Origin of the sequence: Actinoallomurus rhizosphaericola (assembly GCF_024055675.1) — a bacterium.
GTDB classification, from domain to species: domain Bacteria; phylum Actinomycetota; class Actinomycetes; order Streptosporangiales; family Streptosporangiaceae; genus Actinoallomurus; species Actinoallomurus soli.
Genome location: NZ_JAMXMW010000006.1, coordinates 266,859 through 292,326, shown reverse-complemented (window position 1 = coordinate 292,326; position 25,468 = coordinate 266,859). Strand labels below are relative to the sequence as shown.

The window sequence follows — 25,468 nt, the reverse complement described above, 5'->3', positions numbered from 1 at the left end:
TGAATGGATGTCTGAGCATGGGGAACGTACCCGGCCATGAGCGAAGGGACGAACCCCGACGAAGGCATGAGCCCCGAGGAGGTCCGTGACCGTCTGCGACGCAGGGCGGTCTTCCTCCGCGAGCTGGCCGAGGCGAGGGAGCTCCGCAAGCGGGTGACCCCGCGCCGATCACGGCGCGAACGCGTCGCCGAGGCGGTCCGCATGCGTACCTTCCGAGCCAACTGACGGTACCCGGGTTTTCCCGTGCCGCGAATCTCCGGCCCCCGCATCTGCCAAGATGCCCGAGCAGGACGCGCGCGGGTGGGGTGAAGATGACTGAACTGGACACGGCGGATTTCGCTGTCGTGGTCTATCGCGAGGACGACGCGTGGGAGGTGGAGCAGCTTCCCATCGCACTGACGGAAGACCTCGAGGGGCTGATCCACGCCCTCAGGCAACAACCGAGCCTGGGCGGCGCGATCGGGTTGGTCGCGGTCGGCGACGACTTCTTCGTGGCGCTCCGGGTGCTCGGCGACGAGGTGATCGTCTTTCTCTCGGACGTCACCGCGTCCGTGGACTGGGAGCTGGCGCGGCAGATCGTCGAGTTCCTCGAACTCGACATCCCCGACGACGAGGAGCTCGACCAGGTGCTCCCGGCGGGCGACATGTCGATCTTCGCGGACCTGGGTCTGGACGAGATGGAGCTCGGCGCCCTCTCCGGCGACCTCGACCTCTATCCCGACGAGATGCTGGCGAGCATCGCCAAACGACTCGGCTTCGCCGCCGCCTTCGAGCGCGCGATCGAGTGACGCCGGCTTCGGGAGAGAATGGAACCGTGCCGTACTTCTGCGGGGTGTTCGCACGCAGCGACGCCGGATGGATCGGGACCGAGCCGGACCTCAGCGAGGTCACCGGCCTTGACGACATCGCCGACATCATGCGCGAGGCCGCCGTCGAGACGGCGGGCGAGACGGTCGTCCTCCTCGTCGAGCAGGAGGACGAATGGTTCTCCGTGGTCCGCCTGGACGACGGCGAGGACCCCCGCGTGTTCCTGTCCGACGGCAGGGCGCCCCAGAGCAGCGAGCTGGCCGAGATGCTCAGCGAGCAGCTGGACGCCCCCGCGGAGACGGCGAGCGAAGAGCCGATCGGCGACCCGGAGCTCCTCGCCGACCTCGGGACCACTTCGGAGGCCCTGAGCGCGCTCGGCGAGCGTACGCTCCCCGGGGACGCGCTGTCGGTCATCGCCGAGGGGGCCGGGTTCGCCGAGGAGTACGAGCGCCTCCGCTAGCCGCGGCCGCGTGATGAACGCCACAGGCCCCCGGATGGACGAGGCCATGAGGCTCGCGTTGAAGGAGGCCAGACGGGCCGCCGCCGACGTGCCCGTCGGCGCGGTCGTCCTCGCGCCCGACGGTCAGATCGTCGGCGCCGGCCACAACGAGCGGGAGCGCACCGGCGACCCCACCGCGCACGCGGAGATCGTCGCCATCCGCCAGGCCGCCGCGCGCCGGGGCGAGTGGCGCCTGTCCGGCTGCACCCTCGTGGTCACCCTGGAGCCGTGCACCATGTGCGCCGGAGCCGCCGTCCTCGCCCGGCTGGACCGGATCGTCTTCGGCGCCCACGATCCCAAGGCCGGCGCCGTGGGCTCCCTGTGGGACGTCGTACGCGACCGGAGGCTGAACCACCGCCCCGAGGTCCTCTCCGGCGTCCTCGCCGACGAGTGCGCCGCACTGCTCACCGAGTTCTTCACCGCCCGACGTGACCGAGGACCGTCCGAGTTCCGGTAGGCTGCCCTCTTGGTGGAGTCGCCTAGTGGCCGAGGGCGCACGCCTCGAAAGCGTGTGATGGGGCAACTCATCCGTGGGTTCAAATCCCACCTCCACCGCCATGTTCGGTGGCCCCCTTCCGGGGGCCACCTTCCCGTTTTTCCGCCTTCTTTCGGGGGGACGACCCCCCGGGCCCCCCGGTGCGCGGCTGCGCCGCGCCCGCCCCTTCCGCGGCCCCCTCTGGGGGCCACCTTCCCGTTTCCGGGCCTCTTTCGGGGGGACGACCCCCCGAGCCCCCCGGTGCGCGGCTGCGCCGCGCGGGGTGGCGCCTCGCCGTTTTCGACCTTCGGCCGGGGGACGACTCGCGGTGCGCGGCTGCGCCGTGGCGGCGTGACTCGATCGTGATCATGCTTTCCGGAACCGGCATGGTCCCCTTGGGCATCTCGTTACGGAGGGATCCGAACGGCCGAAGGGGGAACGTGCGCGTCATCCGTCTCCGGGTTGCGGTGTTCATGACGGTTGCCGGCGTACTGTGCGGTGGCTGTAACGATGACCGGGCCGGTCATCGTCCGGTCGGGCCGCCGGGCACTCACGCCGCGCCGACGGTGAGTGCGTCGGCGACGCCATCCTCGCCGACGCCCAGTCCGTCGATGCGTCCGAGGAGCTTCACCGGGGTGATGGTGCGTGCCGACGGTACGCGGGTGACGTACCGGCCGGCCAAGGTGAGGCATGTCGTCGACGAGTACAGCGAGTACATCAAGGTCGCGGTCACCGGTCCGCAGACGACTCTGGAATTGAGCCCCGACGCCCGGATCCTGCTGAGGGTGCCGCTGGCCGGGGACGACCCGGCGGCCAAATCGGTGACCCCGGCGACCTTCGCGGCGGCTCTGGCGCGGAATCGGGACCAGCTGCCGCGTATCGGCTTCGACATACGGGTCGGCGCGGACGGCCGGATCACCCGTCTCGAGCAGATCTACCAGCCGTAGCGCTCGGGCGGCCACGCCGGGGCGCTACGGCTGCTGCTGTACCTACTAGTATGTACGACATGGACACCAGGGAGCGGCTGATCGAGAGCACGCGTGAGCTGCTGTGGGAGCGCGGGTACGTGGGGACGAGCCCACGGGCGATCCAGCAGCGGGCCGGGGTCGGTCAGGGCAGTATGTACCACCACTTCAGCGGCAAGCCGGACCTCGCCCTGGCGGCCGTACGCCGCACGGCCGAGGAGATGCGGGCCAACGCCGAGGGGGAGCTGTCCGGGTCCGGTACCGCGTATGAGCGCATCGAGGCCTACCTGCTCCGTGAGCGCGCGGTCCTGCGCGGGTGCCCGGTCGGGCGGTTGACCCAGGATCCGGACGTGATCACGGACGAGGTGCTCCGGCAGCCGCTGGAGGAGACGTTCGGCTGGCTCCGGCAGCGGCTGGCGCAGGTCATCGCGGAGGGGCAGGAGCGCGGCGAACTGGCGGGAGACCTCGACCCGGTGGCCACGGCGGCGACGATCGTCGCCACGCTGCAGGGCGGTTACGTGCTCGCACGGGCGGCCGCGTCGGTCGAGCCGTTCGAGCACGCCATCAGGGGGGTGCTGGGCCTGCTCGCCGCCCGGTCGGGGACGGCCGTGCTCGCGGAGGGCGGGGAGCGATGAGGTTCGCGCGTACCGTCCTCGGTGACGTGCCGGCGGACGAGCTCGGGATCTGCGACGCGCACGACCACCTGTTCTTCCGCAGCGCGCGGCTGCCGGGGCAGGAGCTCGACGACGTCGACGCGGCGGTGGCGGAGCTGCGGGGGTTCCACGCGCTCGGCGGTCGCACGGTCGTGCAGTGGACGCCGTACGGACTGGGCCGGCGCGCGGAGGCGCTGGCCGGGGTGGCGAGGGCGGGCGGCGTGCATCTGATCGCCGCGACCGGCATGCACCAGGCGGCGCACTACGAGCCGGGGGTCGTCGAGGAGGTGTACGGGCGGCTGGACGAGCTCTTCGTCGGGGAGCTGACCGAGGGCATGGACGGCGGTTCGCTGCCGCCCGCCGGGATGATCAAGGTGGCGGGCGGCTTCCACGCGCTGGACGACCACGCCCGTACGGTGATGGCGGCGGCCGCGCGGGCGCATCACGCGACCGGCGCCCCCATCGGCATCCACCACGAGCTCGGCACGGCCTCGCTCGACGTGCTCGACCTGCTGTGCGGCCGCCACGGCGTGCCGCCGGAGCGCGTGATCCTCGGGCACCTGAACCGCTTCCCGGATCCGAGCCTGCACGCGGAGGCGGGCCGGGCGGGCGCGTTCCTGGCGTTCGACGGGCCCTCCCGGGCCAACCACGCGACCGACTGGCGGCTGTTCGACCTGCTCGCGGCGCTGGTCGATGCGGGCCACGCCGACCGGCTGCTGCTGGGGGGCGACACGACGACCGCCGCGGCGCGTGCGTCGACCGGCGGCGGACCCGGCATCCCGTACCTCCTGCGGGTGATGCGGCCGAGGATCGCGCGCGACCTGGGCGAGGCCGTGGCGGAGAAGATCTTCGTTTCCAACCCGGCGCGGGCGTTCGCCGTCGAATGGCGTGGCGGGGACCGGCCACGCGCGGCTGAGCCGGGGGAGGCCGGGTAAAGCAAACTTGGTGTTCTGTCCGTCCGCAGTGGGATCTATCGCGTCGCCGCAGACGTCATGCTTACTGACCGGAGCAGTCCGGCCTGGCGAGGTGACCATGGGTAGGGAGGGTCGTGTTCGGTCCGCAGGGCTTCGTGACCTTCACCGTGCTCGTGGCGAGTTTCATGGGCGCGCTGTACTGGCTCGTCAAGACGCGGCTGCTCGCGTTGCGGATGGTCGCCGGGGTGGTCGCGTTCGCTCCCGCCATGTTGTTCGGCGTGGCGCTCGTGAACAGGTTCTACGGCTACTACCAGAGCTGGGACGACGCGTGGCGGGACCTGACCAACCAGGCGCCGGCGGCCGTGGCGCGTGTGCCCGACCTCGGTGACCGCCTCGACCAGGTCCTCGGCGAGGCGGTCAAGAAGCGGCAGGCGCGCAAGAACGGCTTCGCCATGGAGACCGTGCTGAACGGCGCGAAGAGCCACATCGTCCGCCAGGGCATCATCTGGCTGCCGCCCCAGTACTTCCAGCGGCAGTACGCCACGACGCGGTTCCCGGTGGTCGAGCTGCTGCACGGCGCCCCGGGGAACCCGGGGGACTACGAGGGCCGGTTGAAGATCTCCGGGATGTTCCGCAAGCTGATGGCCGCCGGGAAGGCCAAGCCGGCGGTGCTCGTCATCCCGGACGTCGGCGGCGGGCGGGACCGTGCCACGCAGTGCCTGGACACGGTCGGCGGCGAGCAGGACGAGACGTACACCGCGTACGACGTTCCGGACCTCGTCGCCGCGCGGCTGCGCGTCCAGCCGCCCGGCCCGGCGTGGGCGATCGCCGGGTTCTCCGAGGGCGGGTACTGCGCGGCCAACCTCGGCGTGCGCCATCCCGACCGGTACGGCATCGCGGCCTCCCTGAGCGGCTACTACGAGCCGCTGCGGTACAACAAGCTGCCGCAGCAGGTCGATCCCTTCGGCGGGAACAAGGCGCTGCGCGAGGCGAACTCCCCGCTGAAGGTGCTGGGCAAGACCGGGTACACCGGCCGGCTGCCGCACTTCTGGGTGATGACCGGCAGCGGCGTGCAGGTCGACCTGGTGCAGGCGCACGCGTTCGTCGATCTGGTGCGGCGGTACCAGCCGGACGTGCCGTTCATGATCGTGAAGGGCGGTCAGCACAACTACGGCGCCTGGCGGGAGGCGTTCCCGAAGCTGTTCACGTGGGCGACGCCGAGACTGTGGAGCGCGGCGCAGTGCGCGCGGCCCCCCGGCGGTACGGCGTGTTAGTCATCAGCCCCCGTGGTCAGACCGGACGCGGAGGGCGGGCAGAGAGGTTCTCGCGGCGGACCAGTAGGTCCGCGCCGGTGGCGGCGAACGTACCGATCAGGTCGGCGGTAGCGGAGGTCCGGTCGGCGAGAAGCACCATTCCCGGCCGCAGGCACGCCGGCAGCCGCTGAGCATCGGTGAGCTCACTGGTGGCATAGGCGCCGAACACCGCGTCCACCAGCGTTCGGGTGCCAGAGGCGACCACGGCCACCAGCCGCAGCATCGGATCCCCCGATTCATCGTGACTGCCGCTTTGGCACCCGTAACGGCCCAGGTCGGCCGGCCTGTCGGGCCACATGTCAACGACGGGCATTTACCTATGAGGGCGATATAGGCAACCTTGCCTATTTCCGACAGGTGGCGGTTACGGGAGAGTGGCGAAGTAAGGGAAATACGCACCAGGTTGGGGTGGTCAAATGTTCGCCGTCGGTCGAAAATCGATCAAGCGCGTCGGTATCATCGCCGGGGCAACCGCACTGGTCATGAGCTTGATTCCAGGCCAGGCGTTCGCGATCGACAGGGTCGACTGCACTGGTTCTGATTTCTTGCAGATTTGGTGGCACGACGGCATAGGGTCGTACACGACATGCTACGCGAATGCGGGAACCACAACGATGGCCGACGCATACGTATGGATCGACAAGGTGTCGACCGGCAATAACGACGTATCCCTTCACGACGTCAACGGAACCGACGTGTACATCTCGCGATGGAACATCGTGACCTACCCCAACCGTCCGAAAGGGGTAGACCGCATGACCATTCTCTGAGGTGACCTCAGCGAATTCCGTCGATGTTGCGGAAGTCGACAGCAGCACCCAGCCCTTAACCGACCGGCATTGGTGTCAGTGCGGGGCGTGCTCGTCCAGGTCCAGGACGCGGGCGTGGAGGACGAGGCGCTGGTGCAGGGCCGCCCGCAGCGCCCGGTGCAGGCCGTCCTCGAGGTAGAGCTGGCCGCGCCACTGGACGACGTGGGGGAACAGGTCGCCGTAGAAGGTGGAGTCCTCGGCCAGCAGGGAGTTCAGGTCCAGCCCGGCCTTGGTGGTGATCAACTGGTCGAGGCGCACCTGGCGTGGCGGGACGCTCGCCCAGTCCCGGGAGCTCAGCCGGTGCTCCGGGTAAGGACGCCCCTCGCCCACTGCCTTGAAGATCACCCCATGCAGTTTAGTGCCGCACCGGCCGACCTGCCTCCTTTGCGCGGTAGTGCGGGGAAGCCGCGCCGTACGGCCGTCGCGGGACGGGCGGCCCGGCACGGCGCCGCGGACGCCGTGCCGGGGGACGAATCCCAGGTGTCTCAGCGGCGCCTGCCGCGCCAGGACCGGCCGCGCGCCCGCCAGTCGTACCCGGCGCCGAACCCGGCGAAGTGCAGCGCGAGGAGCAGCAGTCCGAGCGTGTCCAGCGTGGGGTAGTTGAAGAAGTCCGAACTCGCGCCGATCCAGTCGGCGAGGAGCGCGACGGCGAAGCAGATCGCCGCGATTATGGCCAACATGACGAGTGCCTCCTGAGGTTGATCCGCGTCCCCCGAGACGCCCAAGTGATCTCCTGGAGGAGGGCGGTCAAACCTCGGTGACGGCGGCTTGTGAGCCGCTCCGCCGCGCGCGCAGGGTCGTCTTCTTGGCGCGGTTGCCGCACGTGTCCATCGAGCACCAGCGGCGGGTGCCGGGCCGCGACTGGTCCAGGAAGAGCGCCCCGCAGCGCGGGTCGGCGCACTCGCGGACGCGCGTGACGGCGGCCGAGGTGACGAGGTCGAGCGCGTCCCGCGCGATCAGGGCGAGCGTGGCCGTGACCGGGTCGTCCGCGGCCCACCGGATCCGGCCCGACGCGTCGAGGGCGGGGACGGGAACGGGCGCCGCCGCGGCCCGGTTGACGCGATGCCGCGCGTCGTCGCCGCAGGCCGCCGGATCGCCCGTACGGACGGCGGCGATGATCAGCGCGTGAACCGCCTCGCGCAGCTCGCGGGCGCGGCCGGCGTCGGCGGACTCGGATGCGACGTCGAGGGGGCAGGGGCCGCACTGGCGGACCCAGGCGGCGACGGCCGCGCCGTCGGGCAGCTCCTCCGTCGCGTCCGGCGTCCCGCGGTACCGCAGGGTGCGGATGAAGTCCAGGCACACCCGGCCCGCTCCCTCACGGAACCGGACGGTCGTCGTGGTCATGCCCCCACCCTAGATGAGAGAACCGGTTTAACTGGTACCTTTTGGAGAACTCCCTGACCAGGCCCCCGTCTGTGAGGTTGCGTGTCCCTCCCCTCGTCTCCCGGCACGAAGGCGTCCCCCGCCCGCTCGGTGCCCGACTCCGGCCCCCCCGGCTGGCTGGTGCTGCTCCTCGCGGTGTCCTGCGGGCTGACCGTCGCGAACCTCTACTACGCCCAGCCCCTCCTGGCCGAGCTCACCCGCTCCTTCCACATCGGCGGCGTCGCCGCCGGTGCGCTGATCACGGTGACCCAGCTCGGATACGCGGCCGGGATGATCCTCCTCGTCCCGCTCGGCGACCGCGTCGAGAACCGGCGGCTCGTCGCGGCACTCCTCGGCATCACGTGCGTGGCCCTGCTCGTCGCCGCGACCGCCCCGGCGTTCCCCGTCCTCCTCCTCGCCTCGCTGGTCAGCGGAGCGACCTCGGTCGTCGTCCAGATCCTCGTGCCGTTCGCCGCCGACATCGCCCCGGACGCCACGCGCGGGCGCATCGTCGGACGCGTGGTGAGCGGGCTCCTCACCGGCATCCTGCTCTCCCGCGCGCTGAGCAGCCTGGTGGCCGACCTCGCCGGCTGGCGCGTCATCTACTTCGCGTCCGCCGTCCTCATGGCAGTGCTGGGGTTCGTCCTTCGCGCGGCCCTGCCGCCGCATCCCGCGAAGACGGGCCTGTCGTACGGCCGGCTGCTGCGCACCACCGTTCACCTCGTGCGCGTCCACCCGGCGCTGCGGCGGCGGGCGCTGTACCAGGCCGCGATGTTCGGGGCGTTCAGCGCCTTCTGGACGACGATCGCGTTCGTCCTCACCGGTCCGCCGTTCCACTACTCCCAGCTCGGCGTCGGGCTGTTCGCCCTGGTCGGGGCGGGCGGCGCGCTGATCGCCCCCTGGGCGGGACGCTGGGCCGACCGCGGGCTGACCCGTCCGATGACGGCCGTCGGCCTGGCCGCCGCGGCCCTGTCCTTCGGCATCGCGGCGCTGGGCCGGCACAACGTGATCCTGCTCGGCGTCGCCGCGGTCCTCATCGACATGGCCGTGCAGACCACGCTCGTGCTCGGCCAGCACACGATCTACGCGCTCGACGCCACCGCCCGCGCCCGGCTGAACAGCGCGTACATCGCGACCTTCTTCGTGGGCGGAGCGGTGGGATCACAGCTCGGGTCGTTCGCCTACCACGACTGGGGCTGGAGCGCGCTGACCGCCTTCGGCGCGGCCCTTCCCCTCCTGGCGCTCCTCGGCTGGTGCACCGAACGCCGCCGCTGACGACGCCCCCGGACGGGGAGGAAGATCGCGGTTACACTTCCCCGGTCGATGCAATGGACAGGGGGATGTCGCAGTGGCCTACCTTCTGGAAGTCCCGCTTGACAACGGGGAGACCGTACTGGCCGAGGTGACGGGGCAGCTCCAGGGCGTCGTTCCGGCGGGCCGCGCGCGCGACGTCGTCGGCAAACTGCCCGAGGCCTTCACCGAGGGGCTGGACCGGGTGCAGCGATTCGCCGGTGAGGTCCTCGACCGGATGCGGAATTCGGCGGAGCCGCCGGACGTGATCGCGGTCGAGTTCGGGCTCAAGCTCACCGCCAAGGCCGGAGTCGTCGTGGCCGAGTCGACCGCGGAGGCGCACCTGAAGGTCACCGCGGAATGGCACCGGAACGGCGCCGAGCGCCGGGTGCCCGACGACCCGGACGACTGACCGGAGACGTCACCGGCAGGGCGGTCTCCCGGTGACGTTCCTGGCCGGCGGCTCCGTGAGCCTTCCCTCGTCGATGAGCCCGCACAGCCGCCGTTTCCAGTCATTCGGGTCCGGGTCGAAAAGGTGCCAGCCCTCGTCGTCGTAGAGCCCGTGGGTTCCGTCGGCGCTCAGGGCGAGCCGGAACGCGGGCACGGGGATGCGGTCCGTACGGTCGCCGCTCCTGAACGGGATCGGCGAATGCCCCCACCGCCACAGTGACAGGACGCCGTTCCCTGAGCTCATCGCCAGGGTCGTGCCGGACCGGGTGAGCGCCGTCAACGCGGGTGGATCCGACCGGGTCAGCCCGGCGAGCCTCTTCCGTTCGTCCACGTCCCAGACGGCGATGTGGGCGGCTCCTCCGCCCGATCCCCCGTCGGCGATGCCGGCGACGGCCAGCCTGCGGCCCGTGGAGTCGAAGACCATGTCGAGAGCGGCGGTACGGCCGGTCGACGCGGGTGCCGGGATGGTCGCCGCCAGGCGGCCGCCGCGTCGCAGGTCGAGGATGTCGATCCCGCGGCCGTCGCGACGGGCCGCAGCGATCTGAGGATGGCCGGGCCGGGGAGTCCAGTCGCCGTAGGTGTCGAAGAACCGGGGCACGGGCAGTGGTCCCCACCGTCCCGTGCCGACGTCCAGCACCGTGGCGCTACCGGACCAGCCCAGGAGCAGTAGCCCGCCCGTCGCGAGGCCGAGATGAGGACTGTCGTGCTGCTCGGCGTCTTTGGACCAGCCCTGGGCGCCGCCGATCGTCGTGGTCCTGATCCGTCGTCCGGATCGAATGTCCATCACGGTCAAACGACGTCCACAGAGGGCGGCGAGGGTGCCGTCCGCGCTCGCCGTCACGGTCGGCCACTGTGTCTTTCCGGCACAGGCGTCCCGCGGCGGGATCGCCGCGACGCGGCGCCGGCTCGTCCGGTCCCAGACTCCCACGCCGTCGGATTGCGAAATCGTCGCGACGCGCTCCCCATCGGCGCTGATGAGCGCGTCCCCGGCCGTGGAAAGGGCACGGACCATGCTCTCCCGCCGCGGAATGCGCAGCTGATAGACCGAATAGAAGTGCTGGACGAGCAATTGAGTGCCGTCCGGGGTATCGGTGACGGCCACCACCGCCAACGCGTCCGGCACTTCGAACCGGCCGGTCACCGTTCCGCTCTTCTGGTCGCTCACCTCCAGGTGGGCCCCGCCTCGTACGTCACTCGGTCCCACGGTGGCGATGACGAATAGATCCGTCGCGTTCGCCGCGAAGATGTAGCTGGTACAGGGGGCGGCCAGTGATCGGGTGGGGCCGATCTGTTCGCCGCTCGTCGCGTCGAAGAGACGCGCCACGCCATCGAGTGTGGACGGCGGTTGACTGTCGTCTCCGGGTTTTGCCTGTTTGTCCTCGCACGTCACGTACGTCGAACCGGACGCGGGGTGATATGCGACGGCACTGATCGGGCGACGTTTCCCAGAACCGCGATCGAAGACGACTGCGTGGGCGCCCCACGTGTACACCTTCCGCCCCGTCGCGTCGAACCACAGGTCCTCGGGCTCTTTCGCCCGGTCAAGGGGCTGAGGAAAGGCGGCCAGACGCTTCCCCGTGGTGCTGTCCGCGATCCAGATCCGGCCGCCGCGGGCATAAGCGACGGCGTCTCCCGACGGGGAGACCGCGATCGCGGTGATGCGCTGCCCGCGATCGCCGAGGGCGGGCAGACGGCGCGTCTCGCGCCGTTTCGCGACCTCCCAGAAGTGCAACCGCCCGGACTCGTCGGCATAGACGACGAACCTGCCGTCCGGCGCGAACGTCCGGCCCGCCATCGACACGCCGTGGGCGATGACGGTCGCGGTCAGCGCCGGATCGTCGAGCCTCGTCAGTACGACGTCGTCGCCCCGCCGATCGGCCAGCGAGTACCGGCCGTCCGGGCTGAACACCACGCCGGCGGATTCGCTGTAACCGAACGGACGGATCCACCCCACCAACTCGGTGGCCGTGTCCCAGAACAACCGGGCGTGCAGCGCGGCGAACGGCGTGGCCCCGCGGTAGCCGGCGACGGCGGAAGGCAACGCCGTGGCGGGGTCGCCTTCCGTCAGCGCCCGATTCTCATTGGCGCTCGCCGCCTCGGCGTCCGCGGTGTTCCGGGCCTGGAGTGCGCCTCGGTACCACAGCCCCGCGAACGCCGAGCCGGCGAGCAGGATCAACGTCATGGCGAGGGCGCCGCCGAAGAGGAACCGGCGGCGCCGCCGCTCGGCCCGGTGACTCTGCTCGACGAACGCGAGCTCGGCGGGAGTGAGGTCGTCCCTCCGCCGCTCGACCCAGCCGTCGGCCTCCTCCAACCGGGTGCCGCCGAGCAGACCGGCGCGGCGGTCGGCGTCGGCCGCCCACTGACCCATCGCCAGGGACAGGCCCGCCCGCCACTCCAGGAACTCCCGGTCCGCGTCGAGCCAGCCGCGGAGCCTCGGCCACTCCTCCAGCAGGGCGTCGTGGGCCAGCTCGATCGTCTCGGTCCCGTCCGCGGCCACGTCGAGAGTGATCACACGGCGCCCGGCGAGCCGCTGGGCCAGCCTCCAGTGCTCGTCCTTCACCCCCGAACGAGGCAGCTGCCGTCGTACGTACCCGTCCGCTCCATGCGGGATCGCCAGCGACGTGAGCAGGGAACGGGCCTGCGACCGCTCGGCCTCGGTCAGCTCCTCGTCGAGGACGCGGTCCAGGTGCCGGCGCAGGGCCCCGGCGACCCCGTTGATCTCCTCGTACCCGGACAGCGTGATCACGCCGAGCCGCTGACGCTCCCACAACTCGGTCATCGCGAACGCGAGGAGCGTGATCGGATTCGACAGGTGCCGTACGTCCCGCAGCAGGCGGTCGACGAGCGTGTCCTCCATCCTGACGACCCGCGCCTGGCGTACGGGACCCTCGATCGACTGCCGCAGCTCGGGCAGGTTCATCGGGAGCACCGGGCGGATGCCGCTCCCTGGATCGGTCCGGTCCTGCCCGAGCGCCTGGACGACGGTGGGGAGTTCGAGGAACTGGTCGAGATAGTCGCCGCGTACGACCAGGACGACGCAGGCGAGCGGCCGGCCGTCCGGGCGACGGGCGGCGGAGAGCTCCGCGAGCAGCCCGGCCGCCGCCTGGACCGTCTCGGCGGGGTGCGCGAACAGCTCCTCCGCCTGGTCGACGACGAGGACGAGCCGGTCCCGTCCCGTCTGCTCCAGCCGGGCGGCGGCCTGCCGTATTAAGACGTCGTGATCCCGCGTCGCCACGGTCTCCGCTCCGGCGCCGAGGAGCCCTGGCGCGATCGCCTCGGTCAGCGCCCAGAGAGGCGAGACGCCGGGCCGGCAGACCCGTACCTCCAGATCCGGACGGCGCTTCAGACGGGGAACGACACCCGCGTTCATCAGGGAGGATTTCCCGCACCCCGACGGACCCGACACGATCGAGAAGCGGTTCCGCGGGAGCTCCTCCGCGAGGCGGCGCGCCGGCAGGGTCCGGCCGAAGAGGTACCCCTCGTCCGCCTCCCGGTACGGCTCCAGACCGCGGAACGGGCAGGGCGGCCGGAGCGTGGGCTCGATCTCCGGCCACGCCGCGACGACCGTCTCCGTGGACAGACAGTAGGCGCTCGGCGGGGCGCCCCGCCCGACCGCGGCCCGGCTCGTGATGCCGACGACCGCCTCCAGCCGGCTGTCCCACACCGGGGACCCGCTGAAACCGGGACTGATCCGCAGGCCGCTCTGGGCCTCGCCCACCAGGTGCAGGCTCCCGACGATGTCCGAGCCGCGTAGTTCGCCGGTCACCCAGACCCCGGTCTCGTGGCCGTCCAGGAACCCGAAGACCTGGAACGGATGACCGAACAGGTCATCGGCCGGCGCCATCGGCGACGGGCGCGCGCCCTCCGGCGCAGGACCGTGCAACCGGAGCCCCGCGACGTCCCCGCGGCCGTCCTCGGCCAGCGGTGCCCACGCCACGGTCTCGGCGGTGAACCGGCGGCCCGGCAGCGCGAACGGGAAGTCCAGCTGGATCGGCACCTCGGGCCGCTCGGGAGCCATCGCGTCCCGGTCCAGCGAGTAGTTCACGACGTGCGCGCAGGTCACGATCTCTCGCTCGCCGATGAGCAGTCCCAGCCCGATCCCGGCACCGTCCGCGCTCAGGACGCGGACGAGACCCGGTGTGAACCGGGCGGCGCGCACCCGTCCCACATCCATCGGTCGCCGGCCCATGAGACGCCATTGTGCGCCATCACCCGGACGTCTCGCTCGTGCGAGATCATCACGTGATCCCGCGCGCGCCCCCGGTGCCCGGTGACCGCAGCATCTACCATTCCGACGTGCGCACTCTGGTCCTGTGGGACGTCGACCACACGTTGATCAGTATTCGCGGACTGAGCGCGGAGATCTACGCGACGGTGTTCCACAACGTCACCGGCCGCCCGCTCGAACGCCTCGCGACGATGGCGGGCAGAACCGACCGGGCGATCATCACCGAGACGCTCCACCTGCACCGGATCACGCCGACCGAGACCCTGCTGGCCGCCTTCGGCGACGCGCTGGCGACCGGCTTCGCCGACCGCGCGGACGAGATCGGCCGCCGCGGCCGTACGCTCCCGGGCGCCCGCGAGGCGCTGTCCGCGCTCGCGGCCCGGCCCGAGGTCGTCCAGTCCGTCCTGACGGGCAACATGGAGCCGATCGCACGCGGCAAGCTGGCCGCCTTCGGCCTGCACACCCTCGTGGACTTCGAGGTCGGGGCGTTCGGGTTCGACGACCTCCGGCGGCCGCCGATGGTCGGGCTCGCCCGCGAACGCGCGAGTGAGAAGTACGGCCATTCCTTCGATCCCGCGCACACGGTCGTCATCGGCGACACGCCGCACGACGTCCTCGCCGGTCACGAGGGCGGCGCCCGGGTCGTCGCCGTCGAGACCGGCGCGAGCGACGAGGCCGCCCTCAGAGCCGCGGGCGCCGAGTTGGTCCTCGCCGACCTCCGCGACACGGAGGCCGTGGTGCGGTCGGTCCTGGGCGCGAGCGCCCCCTGACTCCGCATGCGCTGATCACCGGCGCCCACTGCCCGTCTGTGAGCACCGAGCGCGGCCGAGACCGGCCGCGACGGCTCACCCGGACAGGTCCTAGCTTGATCTTCCAGAGGTGAGAACCGTCGCCGGGTCGAACGGGGGCTCAGATGAAGGTCGTACTCGCCGGAGGATCCGGTGTGCTGGGGCGGCGCATCGCCGCCGACCTGACCGCGCGTGGTGACGAGGTCGTCGTGCTGACGCGTTCGCCGCGTCCGTACGACCCCGGGCGCCCCGGCCGGCAGGTCGGCTGGGACGGCGTCACCACGGGCCCGTGGGTGGCGGAACTGGCGGGCGCGGCCGTCGTGAACCTGGCGGGCGAACTCGTGGACCGACGGCCCACCCCGGCCAACGTCGAGCTGCTCACCGAATCACGCGTCCGGCCGACCCGGGCCCTCGCCGAGGCGGCGTCCCACCTCGACGACCCGCCCATCGCCTGGCTCCAGATGAGCACGCTGGCGATCTACGGCGACGGCGGCGAGGCGACGATCACCGAGGACCATCCGCCCGCCGACGGGCCGCCGCAGATGGCCGGCGTGGCGCGCGCCTGGGAGGCGGCCGCCGCCGACGCGCCCGCCGAGCGCCGGGTCGTCCTGCGCACGGCGGTCGTCTTCGACCGCGACACCCCCGCGCTCGATCGCCTCACCGGCCTGGTGCGCTGGGGACTGGGCGGGCGGATCGCCTCCGGCCGGCAGTGGATCAGCTGGCTGCACGTCACGGACCTGCTCGCCATCGTCCGCCGCTGCCTGGACGACCCGTCGATGACCGGCGTCGTCCACGCGACCAGCCCTTCGCCGGTCCGCAACCGGGAGCTCATGGCGACGCTCCGGTCGCTCCAGCATCGCCCGCCCGCCCCGCCGACCCCGACGCCGCTCCTGCGGCTGGGAGCGCTCCTGCTGCGAACCGACCCGGCGCTGGCGCTGCTCGGCCGACGCTGCGTACCCGCCCGCCTGAGCGACGCGGGCTTCACGTTCGCCTTCCCCGAGCTCGGGCCCGCACTGGCCGACCTGCTCTGACCACGGCCGGCCCTGTGCTCGACGGCGTCATGTGATCGTTCTAGAGTCGACTGGACGAGCTGAGGTGATCACATGGCCGGTGATCGGTCACCGCGGGGCCGCCCCCGGCCGGCCGTGGAGACGTGGCCGGGGCGAGCCGGGTACCTCGCGGCGTACGACGCCGTCCTGGCCCGGTGGCCGCTTCCCGTCGAGTCCGTCGACGTGCCGTCGCCGTTCGGCACGACCCACGTCAACGTGTGCGGACCGCGCGACGGCGAGCCCCTGATCCTCCTGCACGGCGCCGGTGCCACGTCGACGGTCTGGTTCGCCAACGTCGGCGCGTTAGGCCGCACCTTCCGCGTCTACGCGGTCGACACCATCGGGGACGCCGGCCGTAGCGTCGGCGACGGTCGCCCGATCGGCGGCCTGGCCGGATTCATGGACTGGCTGGACGCGCTGTTCGGCGCGCTGGACCTCGACGGCGCGTCGGTCTGTGGCCACTCGTACGGCGGCTGGCTCGCGCTGAATTACGCCCTTCACGCGCCGGGGCGGGTGCGCAGGCTCGCGCTCCTCGACCCGACCGACTGCTTCGCCGGCCTCAGAACGGGCTACCGCCTGCGCGCCGTGCCCATGTTCGTCCGGCCGAGCGCCCAGCGGGTGCGCGCCTTCATCGAATGGGAGACGGCGAACACGGAGGTCGACCCGGCCTGGCTCGAGCTGATGTGCCTCGGCCGTACGTTCCCCGGCGCGAGGATCGTCGTGGCGCGCCGGCCCGCGCCTGAGCGACTGCGCGCCTGCGCCGTCCCGACATTGCTGCTCCTGGCAGGAGAGAGCCGGGCGCACGACATTCGCACGGTATCGGCGAACGCCCGCCGGCTCATGCCCCACGTGGTCGGCGCGGTCCTGCCCGGCGTGTCCCACCACGCCATGCCGGCCGCGCGACCCGAACAGCTCAACCGCGCATTGGAGACCTTCCTCGCCTGAACCTCGGCGTCATGCCGGATCCCATGGGGACGGTTCCGCCGGCGTCTCGACGGATACCGGGAACCGGAGACCGTCCGGGACGGGCCGGACACGGGACCATCCCGGACGTGGAACCGGTAGGGGCGGCGCCGGCCCTACCGGCTGCCCGATGCCCGGGCTCAGTCGGTGCCGAGCACGCGGGAGAGGAAGGCGATGCCCTGCTGGATCGCCTCCTGGGCGGCGAAGGTGTGCCGCAGCGGGTTGAGGCCGACGAAGTCGTGGATGATTCCGCCGTATCGGACCGCGGTGACGGGCACCCCGGCCGCGCGGAGCTTGGCCGCGTAGGCCTCCCCCTCGTCCCGCAGTACGTCGGCCTCCGCCACGATCACCAGGGCCTGCGGCAGCCCGGCGAGGTCGTCACCGGTCGCGCGGAGCGGTGAGGCGGTGATCTCGGCCCGCTGAGCGGGGTCGGTCGTGTACTGGTCCCAGAACCACTGCATGCCCTCGCGGGCGAGGAAGTAGCCGGTGGCGAACTGGTGGTAGGAGCCGGTCTCGAAGTCGGCGTTGGTGACCGGGTAGTACAGCAGCTGCCCGGCGAACCGCACGCCGCCGCGCTGCTTGGCCAGGATGGTGGCGACGGTGGCCATGTTGCCGCCGACGGAGTCCCCGGCGATGGCGATCCGCGAACCGTCCAGCCGGTAGTCCGCACCGTTGGCGGCGACCCACTCGGCGACGGCGTAGACCTGCTCGATCTGGGTCGGGTACTTCGCCTCCGGCGCGAGGTCGTAGTCGGGGAAGACCACGGCGGCGCCGGTCCCGGCGGCCAACTCCCGGATCAGCCGGTCGTGGGTCACCGGGCCGCCGAACACCCAGCCCAGGCCGTGCACGTACACGATGACGGGCAGGACGCCGCTCGCGCCGGCCGGGCGGACGATGCGCACCCGGACGCTGCCGGTCGGGCCGCCGTCGACCTCGATGTCCTCGACGTCGGCGGGCGCCACCGTGGGCACGGGGTCGGTCTGCACCTTCACCGCGATCTTCCGCCCCTCCTCGGGCGGCAGCTGGAACAGGAACGGCGGCGTGGAGTTGGCATCGGCGAACGCCTGGGCGGCCGGCTCGAGTACGGGCTTGACCTGGTCGGTCATGATGATTCTCCTCTGAAGATGGTGGTCGAAGGTCTCAGGCCTGGGCGGAGAGCAGGACCTTGGTCCGCAGCGTGCCGCTCTCCAGGTCGCGGTGGACCTGCGCGGCGTCCGCCAGCGGGGCGACGGTCTGCGAGCGCAGTGTCAGCCTTCCCGCGGCCAGCAGTGCCATGACGGCCTGCAGCCGTTCCGCGATGTGGGACCCGTCCGGCCCGGAAAGCCGGACGGCGAAGTCGGCGGCGTGCGGGTCCGACAGCGTGACGACCCGGTCGGCTCCGCCAGCCAGCTCGACCGCGGCGCCGAGGACCCCGGCGCCGGAGGCGTCGATGACCGCGTCCACCGACGGGACGACCGCCCGGACGTTCGCCGCCAGTTCGGGACCGTAGGCGACCGGGGTGGCGCCCACCTCCGTTACGAGGTCGAAGTCGCCGGGGCGTACCGCGGCGAGCACCCGGGCGTCCCGGGCGACGGCGAGTTGTCCGGCGATCAGCCCGACCGATCCCGCCGCTCCGACGATCAGCACGGTCTCACCGGCGGCGACGCCGGTCTCGTCGACGACCCGTGCCGCCGCCTCACCGGAGGCCGGCAGGGCCGCGGCGTCCTGGGCGCTGACGGACCGCGGCACCCGTACCCAGTAGCGGGCCAGCACCTGCCCGGCGTAGCCGCCGAGTTCGGGCAGGAAGACGGCGACCGGGTCACCCGGCCGTACGTCGCTCACCGAGGGGCCGACCGCGTCCACCACGCCGGCCGCCTCGAAGCCGAGGACCGACCCCGGGCGGTTGCCGAACGCGCCCTTCAGGTGACCCGACCTGATCGCCAGGTCCGTCGGTCCCACCCCGGCGAACTCGATGTTCACCCGGATCTGCCCAGGCCCCGGTGGGCCGATCTCGACCTCGCCCGGGACCAGTACGTCCGGGGGTCCGTAGTCGCTGAGCACGACCGCCTTCGTCATATCCGCCTCCACTCACCGCACTATGCGTGATGTGTCACGCAATGCACCTTAACGTGATGTGTCACGAAAATAGTTCCGATGTGCCGTCCCGCCCGTCGGGCATTGGTTAGCCTGATCACGGCGCCCGGCGGCACCATGCAAAGGAGCTGGCATGCCGAAGGACCTGCGGGACAGTGCGGACGGGCCGGCGACGCGCCCGGCCGGGAGCGGGCTGACCGCCGAACAGGAGGCCACCTGGTTCGCCTACATGCGGGTGGCGCTGCGGCTCAACTACGAGATCAACCGCGGACTGCAGGCCGAGGGCGACGTCTCCCTCCAGGACTTCCACGTCCTCAACGCCCTGGCCGACTCTCCCGGCGGGCGGCTGCAGCTCAGCGACCTGGCGATCCGCATCGGCTGGGAGCGGAGCCGGGTCTCCCACCAGGTGCTGCGCATGGAGGCGCGCGGCCTGGTCGAGCGCCGCCCGTCGAGCGCCGACGCCCGGGCGACCGACGCCGTGCTCACCTCACAGGGCCGGGACGCGCTGCACCGGGCCACCCCGGGCCACGCCGCCCTGGTGAAGCGGATGTTCTTCGACGGACTCGACCCCGGCCTGCTCGCACCGCTGCAGACGGCCCTCGAACAGATCCACGAGCAGATCCTCGTCCACGGCACCCTGCCGCGGCCCTCCGGTCGCCAGACCCGCTGGAGCGGCACGGACGAGGACTGACCGGCTCGCCCCTCGTGTCATTCCCCGCTCCATGAAAACCGTCGTGAAACGACGCCGGATCTCGGGTCGGCGGCGGGGCGCGCTCCGGCGCCCTGACCAGTACGGATGGGCGCGGCGTGAGCTTCCGCTTCGCCCGTGAGCCGACGTTGACGACGAGCGTTGACCTGGTTTCAGGCTGCTCGTAACCTCACGTCGAATCGATTCGACATCGTCGTTGGGCAGCCGGTGAGACGCGGCGGCCCCTCTCTCCGAGTGAAGGAGGAGTAGATGAGACGAAAAATGCTTCTCGTGCCCATCGTGGTGGCGGCGTTCCTCGTCCTGGCCACCGGAGGGACGGCGCTGAGCAGCAGCCTCGGCCGTACGCCGTCGGCGACCGCGCCCCGCCCCGCGGCGGCGACCGCCGGATGCGGTCAGGCTCCGACGCTGACGAGCGGAACCCACACGATCCAGAGCAGCGGCCAGAACCGCAGCTACATCCTGCGGGTCCCCAGCGGCTACGACAGCAACCACCCCTACCGGTTGATCTTCGGCTTCCACTGGGTCGGCGGCACCGCGAACGACGTCGACTCGGGCGGAACCGACGGCTACAACTGGTCCTACTACGGACTGCGGCGGCTGGCGGACAGCGCCGGCAACACGACGATCTTCGTCGCGCCCCAGGGCATCAACAACGGCTGGGCCAACTCCGGCGGCCAGGACGTCACCTTCGTCGACGACATGCTCCGGCAGATCGAGGGTGGCCTGTGCGTCGACACGACCCAGATCTTCTCGTCGGGCTTCAGCTACGGCGGCGCGATGACGTACGCCCTCGCCTGTGCCCGGCCGACGGTCTTCCGTGCCGTCGCGGTCTACTCCGGCGCGAACCTCAGCGGATGCAGCGGCGGCACCCAGCCCGTCGCCTACATCGGGCTTCACGGCATCAGGGACAACGTGCTGCCCATCGCCTCGGGGCGGTCCCTTCGCGACACGTTCGTCAGGAACAACGGCTGCACGCCGCAGAACCCGCCCGAGCCGGCGTACGGCAGCCTGACGCACATCGTGACCACCTACTCCGGATGCCGGTCGGGGTACCCCGTCGTCTGGGCCGCGTTCGACGGAGCAGGGCACGACCCCGGCCCCATCGACGGGTGTACGTGTGACGGCTGGCGGACCTGGACTTCTGGAGTCGTGTGGAGCTTCTTCACGCAGTTCCAGGGCGGCGGTTCCTCACCCACCCCGCCTCCACCGTCCTCGCCGGCGCCGCTGCGCAACGTCAACGCCGGCCGTTGCCTGGACGTCCCGAACCTCTCGCAGAGCAATGGCACGCAGGTCGAGCTGTGGGACTGCAACGGCGGGTCGAACCAACAATGGGCGCAGACCTCTGCCAAACAACTCCAGGTCTATGGGAGCAAGTGTCTGGGCGCCGCGAACGCCGGCACCTCGTCCGGTACCAAGGCGGTCATCTGGGACTGTAACGGCGGCGCCGACCAGCAATGGAACGTCAACGCCGACGGCACCATCACCAACGTGCAGTCCGGCCTGTGCCTCGACGCCAACGGCGCCGGGACGGCCAACGGCACCCTGGTGCAGCTGTGGACCTGCAACGGCGGCAACAATCAGAAGTGGAATTGATGTCGCAGGTGACCGAGCGGCCACATGCCGACTGAAGCACGCCGGGCCCGTACCTGTGAGGTGCCGGCCCGGCGGGCGATCTCCTCAACGAAGCGGGACACGGCCCTTAGTACCACTTCGTGCAGCGCCAGCCTTGGTATTTGCCCTTGTAGTAGGCGTACGAGCATGCCTGAGCCTTGTACCCGCGGGGGCGCCACACCCCTCCGCTCCATGCGTCCGTGGCGGTCTTCGCCGTCCAGCTCTTGCCGCCGTGATTGTTCTTGACGAAGCCCTTGCACTGCCAAGGGCCGCCGGCCCATACGCCGGTATCGGCATACGCCCAGCCCGTGTGTTTGTTGTAGTAGAGAGATACAACGCAGCCGTGGAGACTGCCGCCGAACGTTTGAGCCACCTCTTTGCCGTGTGAGGACGCCGAGGCGGGACCGGCCGAGAGTGCGAGGACGCCCGCGGCCACCACAGCCGCCATCGGCACGCCGAGTGTTGCTCTGAACGGGATTCTCATTCGTGCTCCTCGAGGACACTGCACCGTGCGGCGCGAAGGGATTATCGCATTGAAAACTCCCTAAGGTGGCGCTACCTGGAATATGCGGCCAAGATGTCAACGCCGGAGCAAGAGCGAAGAACCAAGTATCGATTCGCCAATAGCGGGGTGATTCGCGGCGTACGACGCCCCCGGCGGCCACGCTGATCCAAACCGTGACCAGGAAATACGTCGGGCCGGTCAGCCGCCCACCGGATGAGGAACTCGATCTGAGGCCCGCCACCGGCGGGCCGCACTTCCGGCGTGCTGGTCACCTCCAGCGCGTACAAGACGAACCCCGCTTGGAATCGGTCACCAGGCCGATCCGCGAGGTGGATCAACCCCTGGACAGCCACCTCATGAACGCGTGAGGTCAGCGGGGCGGCCGGATCGGTTCCGTGGGTGAGGTCTGCGGTGCCGTCCAACTGGCGAGGAGTTTGAGGCGGTCCTCCGAAGGGGTGCCCGGCTCGGCCGTGTAGATGATCAGGTCGTGGACGGCCCGCTGAGGCAGGGGCAGATTCAGGTCGCGGAAGGTCATCTCCACGCGGCCGACTTCGGGATGGTTCAGCCGCTTGACGCCTTCGTGACGGATTCGGACGTCGTGACTGGCCCACATGGTGCGGAAGTCGGGGCTGAGCGTGGAGAGTTCACCGACGAGCTCACGCAGGACCCGGTCGTGAGGTTCACGTCCGGCTTCGGCGCGGAGCACCGCGACCGTGGCCCTCGCGCCTTCCTCCCAGTCGACGAAGAAGTCGGGGGAGCCGGGGTCGAGGAAGAAGTAACGGGCGAAATTGGCGCAGCCCCGGTCGGCGGTGGTGTCGCTGTCGAACATCGGTGAGTACAGGGCCCTGCACAGCGCGTTGCTCGCGACGATGTCCAGACGGCCGGTGCGTACGAAGGCGGGGGCCATGGTCATGGAGTCCACCATCCATTGGACGGAGGACGGGATCCTGACGTCCTTGCGGCGGTTCGGCCTGCGGCGGGTCGGGCGAGCCGCTCTGGCCAGCTCGAACAGGTAGGTGCGCTCGTCCTCATTGAGGTGCAGTGCCTGCGCGACCGCTTCCAGCACGTCCTCGGAGACACCGCCGATGTGGCCCTTCTCCAGCCGCGTGTACCACTCGGTGCTCACGCCGGCGAGGGCCGCGACCTCCTCGCGCCGTAGTCCAGGAACCCGTCGGCGCCGGCTGGTGGGCAGTCCGACCCGCTCCGGAGTGAGCTTGGCGCGTCGGCTGATGAGGAAGTCGCGGATCTCCGAGCGGTTGTCGGTGGGATCACCGGTGTGGTTTTCGGACGGAGGTTCCATTCGTCCAGGGTATCCATGGTCCGGCCGATAGAGCGGTTGCGTTTATACCCCCCATAAACGCAACCTTGTCCGCCTCTTACGGCGCCGATTTCCTTGGGTTTGGCGGACTCGAACGGCCCTCCTTCATCGCGGGCCGCCGTCCGCCGTCCCCCATCCACACCTCAGGAGCATGACCATGGCCAGCAAGACCGTACTGATCACCGGAGCGACCAGCGGTATCGGCGCCCACACCGCGCGGTTGCTCCTCGACCGCGGCCACCGTGTGGTGGTCACCGGCCGCAACGAGAACAAACTGAAGCTTTTCCTCGAGGACGCCGGCCACCCCGACCGGGTGCTGGGTCTCGTCTCGGACGCGGCGGACTGGGAGGCCACCGAGTCGGCCGTGACCCGCACCGTGGAGCACTTCGGTGCCCTGGACGCGGCGGTGGCCAACGCCGGATTCATGACCGGTGACTCCATCGGGGACGGCGACCCGACCCGGTGGTCGTCCATGGTCCTCACCAACGTCCTCGGCCCCGCCTTGCTGGCCCACGCCGCCCTGCCCCACCTGGAGGCCACCGGCGGACGGCTGGTGCTCATCGGCAGCGTCGCCGGGCTGAAGAACTCTCCCGGCAATCTCTACTCGGCCACCAAGTGGGCCACCACCGGACTCGCTGAGAACCTGCGCATGTACGCCACGACCCGCGGCATCGGTGTCACCCTTGTCAACCCCGGCATGATCGACACCCCCTTCTGGCAAGGCGCCGGCGTTCCCCCCTTCGCCCTGCCTCCCGAGCCCATCGCCGAGGCCATCTGCTTCGCCCTCGACCAGCCGGCGGGCGTCGACCTCAACACCCTGACCATCCGGCCCATGGGCCAGCCCGCCTGACCACGCTCGGTTGTCACACCACGCCGCGTGCCGCATGCCGGGCTGAGGTCAGTGCTGCCTCCGGTGAGTGATCGAGGCACGCCAAGGCCAGAAGCACGTCGGCCGGCACACTCGGGGTGCCGGCCGACGTCTTGCCTGATCAAGCTGGCGGAGGATGCGAGATTCGAACTCGCGAGGGGTTGCCCCCAACACGCTTTCCAAGTCTGAGGACCACGTCCGGGCCAGGTCGGTACCGTCTGGGACCTGCGCAGGAGCGAAACGGCGACCTCTGCTGAACAGCGGCGAACGTCGGCGAATGAGACTAAGACTGAGACTAGGTCGCCCGGTGCGTGCGGCCGGTTGCGACGCTCCGCATGTGGGATGGCGGGTAGGAACGCCACTTCGCACGTAGGCTCAGGGTGCTCTTAGTTGCCACAACGCAGCCATCGGCAGTGCCTTGAGCTTGTCACCGAAAGGCAGTGACTGTTCGCCTGCGTACAAGACGAACCCCGCTTGGAATCGGTCACCAAGCCGATCCGCGAGGTGCCGTACGCCACGGAAATCTTCGCCCCGCACGGTCTCGGCCGCTTTGACCTCGATGCCGATCACCTGACCGGACGCATGCTCGAGCACCATATCGACCTCGACCTTATCGCGGTCGCGGTAATGGAAGAGCTGAACGGGCTCCTCGGCCCAACTGAGCTGGCGCGCCACCTCGCCGATCGCGAAGTTCTCCAACAAGGGCCCTACCAGGGCGGTCGGATCCTTGGCACGCTCCTCCGACATGCCTATGAGTCTTCCACCCAGTCCGGAATCGGTGACGATCAACTTGGGTGTCGAGATGGCGCGAGTGGTCAGGTTGGACGACCAGGCGGGAATCCTCCTAATGACGAACACCAGCTCCAACAGATCCAGATAGCGTGAAAGTGTCATCCGCGGAAGGCTGACATCGTTGGCCATCGACTGCACCACGGCCAACGTCCCCATCCGCGCGGCCACCACGCTGAGGAGCCGACGCATCTCCGCCGGCCGCTCGATATCGGATATCTGCCGTACATCCCGCGTCACCAGATCCGTGATGTACGAGTCGAAGAACCTCGCCCTCCGGCGCCCCGGATCCCGCCGGACGGCTTCCGGATAACCGCCGCGCAATGCCCGGGCCACGTAGTCGCGCTTGGTCAACTCGCAGGCGGGCAGAGAGACCTCAACGCCCTCGCGGAACACCGCGTCCACGAACCCGTCCGGTGTTCCGTCGATCTCCCCCTGCGACAGCGGCCACAACTCGATCGTCTCGGATCGCCCGGGCAACGCGTCAGGGAGATCACGCAGCCCCAGGAGACGAGCGGAACCAGTCAGCAGGAACCTGCCTGGACGCGTGTCCCGATCGACCTCCCTCTTGATCGACAACAACAACTCCGGGACCCGCTGGATCTCGTCGATCAACAACAGGTCATCGTGCTTCACGAAGGCGCTGGGGTCACTCTCAGCCGCCGCACGTACGGCAGGATCGTCCAGATAGAACTCCCGCGCGCCGGGAGATCGTTCGACGATCAACTTGGCCAGCGTGCTCTTACCTACCTGCCGAGCGCCGTTGACCACCACGACGCGAGTGTCGGTGAGCGCTTCGAGCGCCATCGCCTCAGCGTGTCGGGCATACAATCCATCGCCTTGCACTCGGCGAGAGTACCGCAGCTAGACCAGGTTGTGTGGGCGTTCTGCCGAACCGATCGTGGGCGATCTGCCGAAGGATTGGTGGGCGGTCTACCGAAAAGCTCATGGGTCATCCGCCGAAGGCCTCTGCGGTCTAAGGCATGGGCGGACGTCCACGGTCCGCTCCGCCAAGTCGCGGGCGGGGGAA

General features: G+C 70.5%; 27 protein-coding genes and 1 tRNA gene. 18 read left to right on the top strand and 10 right to left on the bottom strand.

The features are described from left to right. The first annotated feature begins 36 nt into the window (after positions 1–36). From NE234_RS16835 to NE234_RS16795, 9 genes are all read left to right on the top strand, one after another. Positions 37–225: a hypothetical protein gene (locus tag NE234_RS16835; RefSeq protein WP_252781227.1), complete on the top strand. Its 189-nt coding sequence runs from the start codon at positions 37–39 to the stop codon at positions 223–225. A gap of 86 nt (positions 226–311) precedes the next feature. Continuing rightward, on the top strand, positions 312–788 hold the full coding sequence (locus NE234_RS16830; RefSeq protein ID WP_252781226.1) for a tRNA adenosine deaminase-associated protein: 477 nt from the start codon (positions 312–314) through the stop codon (positions 786–788). Positions 789–814: 26 nt separating this feature from the next. Further along, complete coding sequence (locus NE234_RS16825) at positions 815–1,267, top strand: tRNA adenosine deaminase-associated protein (protein ID WP_252781225.1); 453 nt, start codon at positions 815–817, stop codon at positions 1,265–1,267. 46 nt (positions 1,268–1,313) lie between these two features. Next, positions 1,314–1,763, top strand: a complete 450-nt coding sequence (gene tadA, locus NE234_RS16820; protein WP_252781224.1) for a tRNA adenosine(34) deaminase TadA — start codon at positions 1,314–1,316, stop codon at positions 1,761–1,763. Between the two features lie 11 nt (positions 1,764–1,774). Next, positions 1,775–1,864, top strand: a tRNA-Ser gene (locus NE234_RS16815). A gap of 357 nt (positions 1,865–2,221) precedes the next feature. After that, complete coding sequence (locus tag NE234_RS16810) at positions 2,222–2,728, top strand: hypothetical protein (protein ID WP_252781223.1); 507 nt, start codon at positions 2,222–2,224, stop codon at positions 2,726–2,728. Between the two features lie 59 nt (positions 2,729–2,787). Beyond that, positions 2,788–3,381, top strand: a complete 594-nt coding sequence (locus NE234_RS16805; RefSeq protein WP_252781222.1) for a TetR/AcrR family transcriptional regulator — start codon at positions 2,788–2,790, stop codon at positions 3,379–3,381. Further along, on the top strand, positions 3,378–4,334 hold the full coding sequence (locus tag NE234_RS16800; RefSeq protein WP_252781221.1) for a phosphotriesterase family protein: 957 nt from the start codon (positions 3,378–3,380) through the stop codon (positions 4,332–4,334). The genes NE234_RS16805 and NE234_RS16800 overlap by 4 nt, the downstream gene beginning before the upstream one ends. A 113-nt stretch (positions 4,335–4,447) precedes the next feature. Continuing rightward, entirely contained in the window at positions 4,448–5,587 is a 1,140-nt protein-coding gene (locus NE234_RS16795) for an alpha/beta hydrolase (RefSeq protein WP_252781220.1), read from the top strand. Positions 5,588–5,603: 16 nt separating this feature from the next. Here NE234_RS16795 and NE234_RS16790 read toward each other — a convergent pair whose 3' ends face one another. After that, positions 5,604–5,939 (bottom strand): hypothetical protein, encoded by a 336-nt coding sequence (locus tag NE234_RS16790; protein WP_252781219.1) that lies wholly within the window; start codon positions 5,937–5,939, stop codon positions 5,604–5,606. Between the two features lie 103 nt (positions 5,940–6,042). Between NE234_RS16790 and NE234_RS16785 the strand changes: the two genes are divergently transcribed. Next, entirely contained in the window at positions 6,043–6,396 is a 354-nt protein-coding gene (locus NE234_RS16785) for a beta/gamma crystallin domain-containing protein (protein ID WP_252781218.1), read from the top strand. Between the two features lie 75 nt (positions 6,397–6,471). Here NE234_RS16785 and NE234_RS16780 read toward each other — a convergent pair whose 3' ends face one another. From NE234_RS16780 to NE234_RS16770, 3 genes are all read right to left on the bottom strand, one after another. Continuing rightward, positions 6,472–6,780: a type II toxin-antitoxin system VapB family antitoxin gene (locus NE234_RS16780; RefSeq protein ID WP_252781217.1), complete on the bottom strand. Its 309-nt coding sequence runs from the start codon at positions 6,778–6,780 to the stop codon at positions 6,472–6,474. A gap of 140 nt (positions 6,781–6,920) precedes the next feature. Beyond that, positions 6,921–7,115 carry a hypothetical protein gene (locus tag NE234_RS16775; protein ID WP_252781216.1) on the bottom strand — a complete coding sequence of 65 codons (195 nt, stop codon included), beginning with the start codon at positions 7,113–7,115 and terminating at the stop codon, positions 6,921–6,923. Positions 7,116–7,182: 67 nt separating this feature from the next. Next, a complete protein-coding gene (locus NE234_RS16770; protein WP_252781215.1) occupies positions 7,183–7,779 on the bottom strand; it encodes a CGNR zinc finger domain-containing protein in 597 nt (198 codons plus the stop codon). An 81-nt stretch (positions 7,780–7,860) separates the two neighbouring features. Here NE234_RS16770 and NE234_RS16765 point away from each other — a divergent pair, with 81 nt between their 5' ends. Then, complete coding sequence (locus NE234_RS16765; protein ID WP_252781214.1) at positions 7,861–9,072, top strand: MFS transporter; 1,212 nt, start codon at positions 7,861–7,863, stop codon at positions 9,070–9,072. A gap of 73 nt (positions 9,073–9,145) precedes the next feature. Further along, positions 9,146–9,499, top strand: a complete 354-nt coding sequence (locus NE234_RS16760; RefSeq protein ID WP_252781213.1) for a CU044_2847 family protein — start codon at positions 9,146–9,148, stop codon at positions 9,497–9,499. A 9-nt stretch (positions 9,500–9,508) separates the two neighbouring features. On the opposite strand, the gene NE234_RS16755 is transcribed toward NE234_RS16760, so the two are convergent. After that, positions 9,509–13,726, bottom strand: a complete 4,218-nt coding sequence (locus NE234_RS16755; protein ID WP_252781212.1) for an nSTAND1 domain-containing NTPase — start codon at positions 13,724–13,726, stop codon at positions 9,509–9,511. 107 nt (positions 13,727–13,833) lie between these two features. Between NE234_RS16755 and NE234_RS16750 the strand changes: the two genes are divergently transcribed. From NE234_RS16750 to NE234_RS16740, 3 genes are all read left to right on the top strand, one after another. Next, positions 13,834–14,535 carry an HAD family hydrolase gene (locus NE234_RS16750; protein ID WP_252781211.1) on the top strand — a complete coding sequence of 234 codons (702 nt, stop codon included), beginning with the start codon at positions 13,834–13,836 and terminating at the stop codon, positions 14,533–14,535. Between the two features lie 143 nt (positions 14,536–14,678). Next, positions 14,679–15,584: an epimerase gene (locus NE234_RS16745; RefSeq protein WP_252781210.1), complete on the top strand. Its 906-nt coding sequence runs from the start codon at positions 14,679–14,681 to the stop codon at positions 15,582–15,584. A gap of 72 nt (positions 15,585–15,656) precedes the next feature. Beyond that, positions 15,657–16,547, top strand: a complete 891-nt coding sequence (locus NE234_RS16740) for an alpha/beta fold hydrolase (RefSeq protein WP_252781209.1) — start codon at positions 15,657–15,659, stop codon at positions 16,545–16,547. Positions 16,548–16,705: 158 nt separating this feature from the next. On the opposite strand, the gene NE234_RS16735 is transcribed toward NE234_RS16740, so the two are convergent. Both NE234_RS16735 and NE234_RS16730 read right to left on the bottom strand, forming a co-directional pair. After that, positions 16,706–17,671, bottom strand: coding sequence for an alpha/beta hydrolase fold domain-containing protein (locus NE234_RS16735; protein ID WP_252781208.1), 966 nt, complete (start codon positions 17,669–17,671; stop codon positions 16,706–16,708). A 34-nt stretch (positions 17,672–17,705) separates the two neighbouring features. After that, positions 17,706–18,620, bottom strand: coding sequence for an NADP-dependent oxidoreductase (locus NE234_RS16730; protein ID WP_252781207.1), 915 nt, complete (start codon positions 18,618–18,620; stop codon positions 17,706–17,708). A gap of 151 nt (positions 18,621–18,771) precedes the next feature. Here NE234_RS16730 and NE234_RS16725 point away from each other — a divergent pair, with 151 nt between their 5' ends. Both NE234_RS16725 and NE234_RS16720 read left to right on the top strand, forming a co-directional pair. Continuing rightward, complete coding sequence (locus tag NE234_RS16725; protein ID WP_252781206.1) at positions 18,772–19,329, top strand: MarR family winged helix-turn-helix transcriptional regulator; 558 nt, start codon at positions 18,772–18,774, stop codon at positions 19,327–19,329. A 267-nt stretch (positions 19,330–19,596) separates the two neighbouring features. Next, positions 19,597–20,940 (top strand): ricin-type beta-trefoil lectin domain protein, encoded by a 1,344-nt coding sequence (locus tag NE234_RS16720; protein WP_252781205.1) that lies wholly within the window; start codon positions 19,597–19,599, stop codon positions 20,938–20,940. Positions 20,941–21,046: 106 nt separating this feature from the next. On the opposite strand, the gene NE234_RS16715 is transcribed toward NE234_RS16720, so the two are convergent. Continuing rightward, positions 21,047–21,442: a hypothetical protein gene (locus NE234_RS16715; protein WP_252781204.1), complete on the bottom strand. Its 396-nt coding sequence runs from the start codon at positions 21,440–21,442 to the stop codon at positions 21,047–21,049. A gap of 391 nt (positions 21,443–21,833) precedes the next feature. After that, a complete protein-coding gene (locus NE234_RS16710; protein ID WP_252781203.1) occupies positions 21,834–22,763 on the bottom strand; it encodes a helix-turn-helix transcriptional regulator in 930 nt (309 codons plus the stop codon). Between the two features lie 175 nt (positions 22,764–22,938). On the opposite strand from NE234_RS16710, the gene NE234_RS16705 reads away from it, so the two are divergent. Then, complete coding sequence (locus NE234_RS16705) at positions 22,939–23,631, top strand: SDR family oxidoreductase (protein WP_252781202.1); 693 nt, start codon at positions 22,939–22,941, stop codon at positions 23,629–23,631. Positions 23,632–24,024: 393 nt separating this feature from the next. On the opposite strand, the gene NE234_RS16700 is transcribed toward NE234_RS16705, so the two are convergent. Next, a complete protein-coding gene (locus NE234_RS16700; RefSeq protein ID WP_252781201.1) occupies positions 24,025–25,245 on the bottom strand; it encodes an ATP-binding protein in 1,221 nt (406 codons plus the stop codon). Positions 25,246–25,468 lie beyond the last annotated feature (223 nt).

What these genes read in the sequence shown, in the direction of transcription:
- NE234_RS16835 (WP_252781227.1), top strand. Translation starts at nt 37, where the DNA reads ATGAGCGAAGGGACGAACCCCGACGAAGGCATGAGCCCCGAGGAGGTC.
- NE234_RS16830 (WP_252781226.1), top strand. Translation starts at nt 312, where the DNA reads ATGACTGAACTGGACACGGCGGATTTCGCTGTCGTGGTCTATCGCGAG.
- tadA (WP_252781224.1), top strand. Translation starts at nt 1,314, where the DNA reads ATGAGGCTCGCGTTGAAGGAGGCCAGACGGGCCGCCGCCGACGTGCCC.
- NE234_RS16805 (WP_252781222.1), top strand. Translation starts at nt 2,788, where the DNA reads ATGGACACCAGGGAGCGGCTGATCGAGAGCACGCGTGAGCTGCTGTGG.
- NE234_RS16800 (WP_252781221.1), top strand. Translation starts at nt 3,378, where the DNA reads ATGAGGTTCGCGCGTACCGTCCTCGGTGACGTGCCGGCGGACGAGCTC.
- NE234_RS16790 (WP_252781219.1), bottom strand. Translation starts at nt 5,939, where the DNA reads ATGCCCGTCGTTGACATGTGGCCCGACAGGCCGGCCGACCTGGGCCGT.
- NE234_RS16785 (WP_252781218.1), top strand. Translation starts at nt 6,043, where the DNA reads ATGTTCGCCGTCGGTCGAAAATCGATCAAGCGCGTCGGTATCATCGCC.
- NE234_RS16775 (WP_252781216.1), bottom strand. Translation starts at nt 7,115, where the DNA reads ATGTTGGCCATAATCGCGGCGATCTGCTTCGCCGTCGCGCTCCTCGCC.
- NE234_RS16770 (WP_252781215.1), bottom strand. Translation starts at nt 7,779, where the DNA reads ATGACCACGACGACCGTCCGGTTCCGTGAGGGAGCGGGCCGGGTGTGC.
- NE234_RS16755 (WP_252781212.1), bottom strand. Translation starts at nt 13,726, where the DNA reads ATGGGCCGGCGACCGATGGATGTGGGACGGGTGCGCGCCGCCCGGTTC.
- NE234_RS16745 (WP_252781210.1), top strand. Translation starts at nt 14,679, where the DNA reads ATGAAGGTCGTACTCGCCGGAGGATCCGGTGTGCTGGGGCGGCGCATC.
- NE234_RS16740 (WP_252781209.1), top strand. Translation starts at nt 15,657, where the DNA reads ATGGCCGGTGATCGGTCACCGCGGGGCCGCCCCCGGCCGGCCGTGGAG.
- NE234_RS16735 (WP_252781208.1), bottom strand. Translation starts at nt 17,671, where the DNA reads ATGACCGACCAGGTCAAGCCCGTACTCGAGCCGGCCGCCCAGGCGTTC.
- NE234_RS16730 (WP_252781207.1), bottom strand. Translation starts at nt 18,620, where the DNA reads ATGACGAAGGCGGTCGTGCTCAGCGACTACGGACCCCCGGACGTACTG.
- NE234_RS16725 (WP_252781206.1), top strand. Translation starts at nt 18,772, where the DNA reads ATGCCGAAGGACCTGCGGGACAGTGCGGACGGGCCGGCGACGCGCCCG.
- NE234_RS16720 (WP_252781205.1), top strand. Translation starts at nt 19,597, where the DNA reads ATGAGACGAAAAATGCTTCTCGTGCCCATCGTGGTGGCGGCGTTCCTC.
- NE234_RS16715 (WP_252781204.1), bottom strand. Translation starts at nt 21,442, where the DNA reads ATGAGAATCCCGTTCAGAGCAACACTCGGCGTGCCGATGGCGGCTGTG.
- NE234_RS16710 (WP_252781203.1), bottom strand. Translation starts at nt 22,763, where the DNA reads ATGGAACCTCCGTCCGAAAACCACACCGGTGATCCCACCGACAACCGC.
- NE234_RS16705 (WP_252781202.1), top strand. Translation starts at nt 22,939, where the DNA reads ATGGCCAGCAAGACCGTACTGATCACCGGAGCGACCAGCGGTATCGGC.
- NE234_RS16700 (WP_252781201.1), bottom strand. Translation starts at nt 25,245, where the DNA reads ATGGCGCTCGAAGCGCTCACCGACACTCGCGTCGTGGTGGTCAACGGC.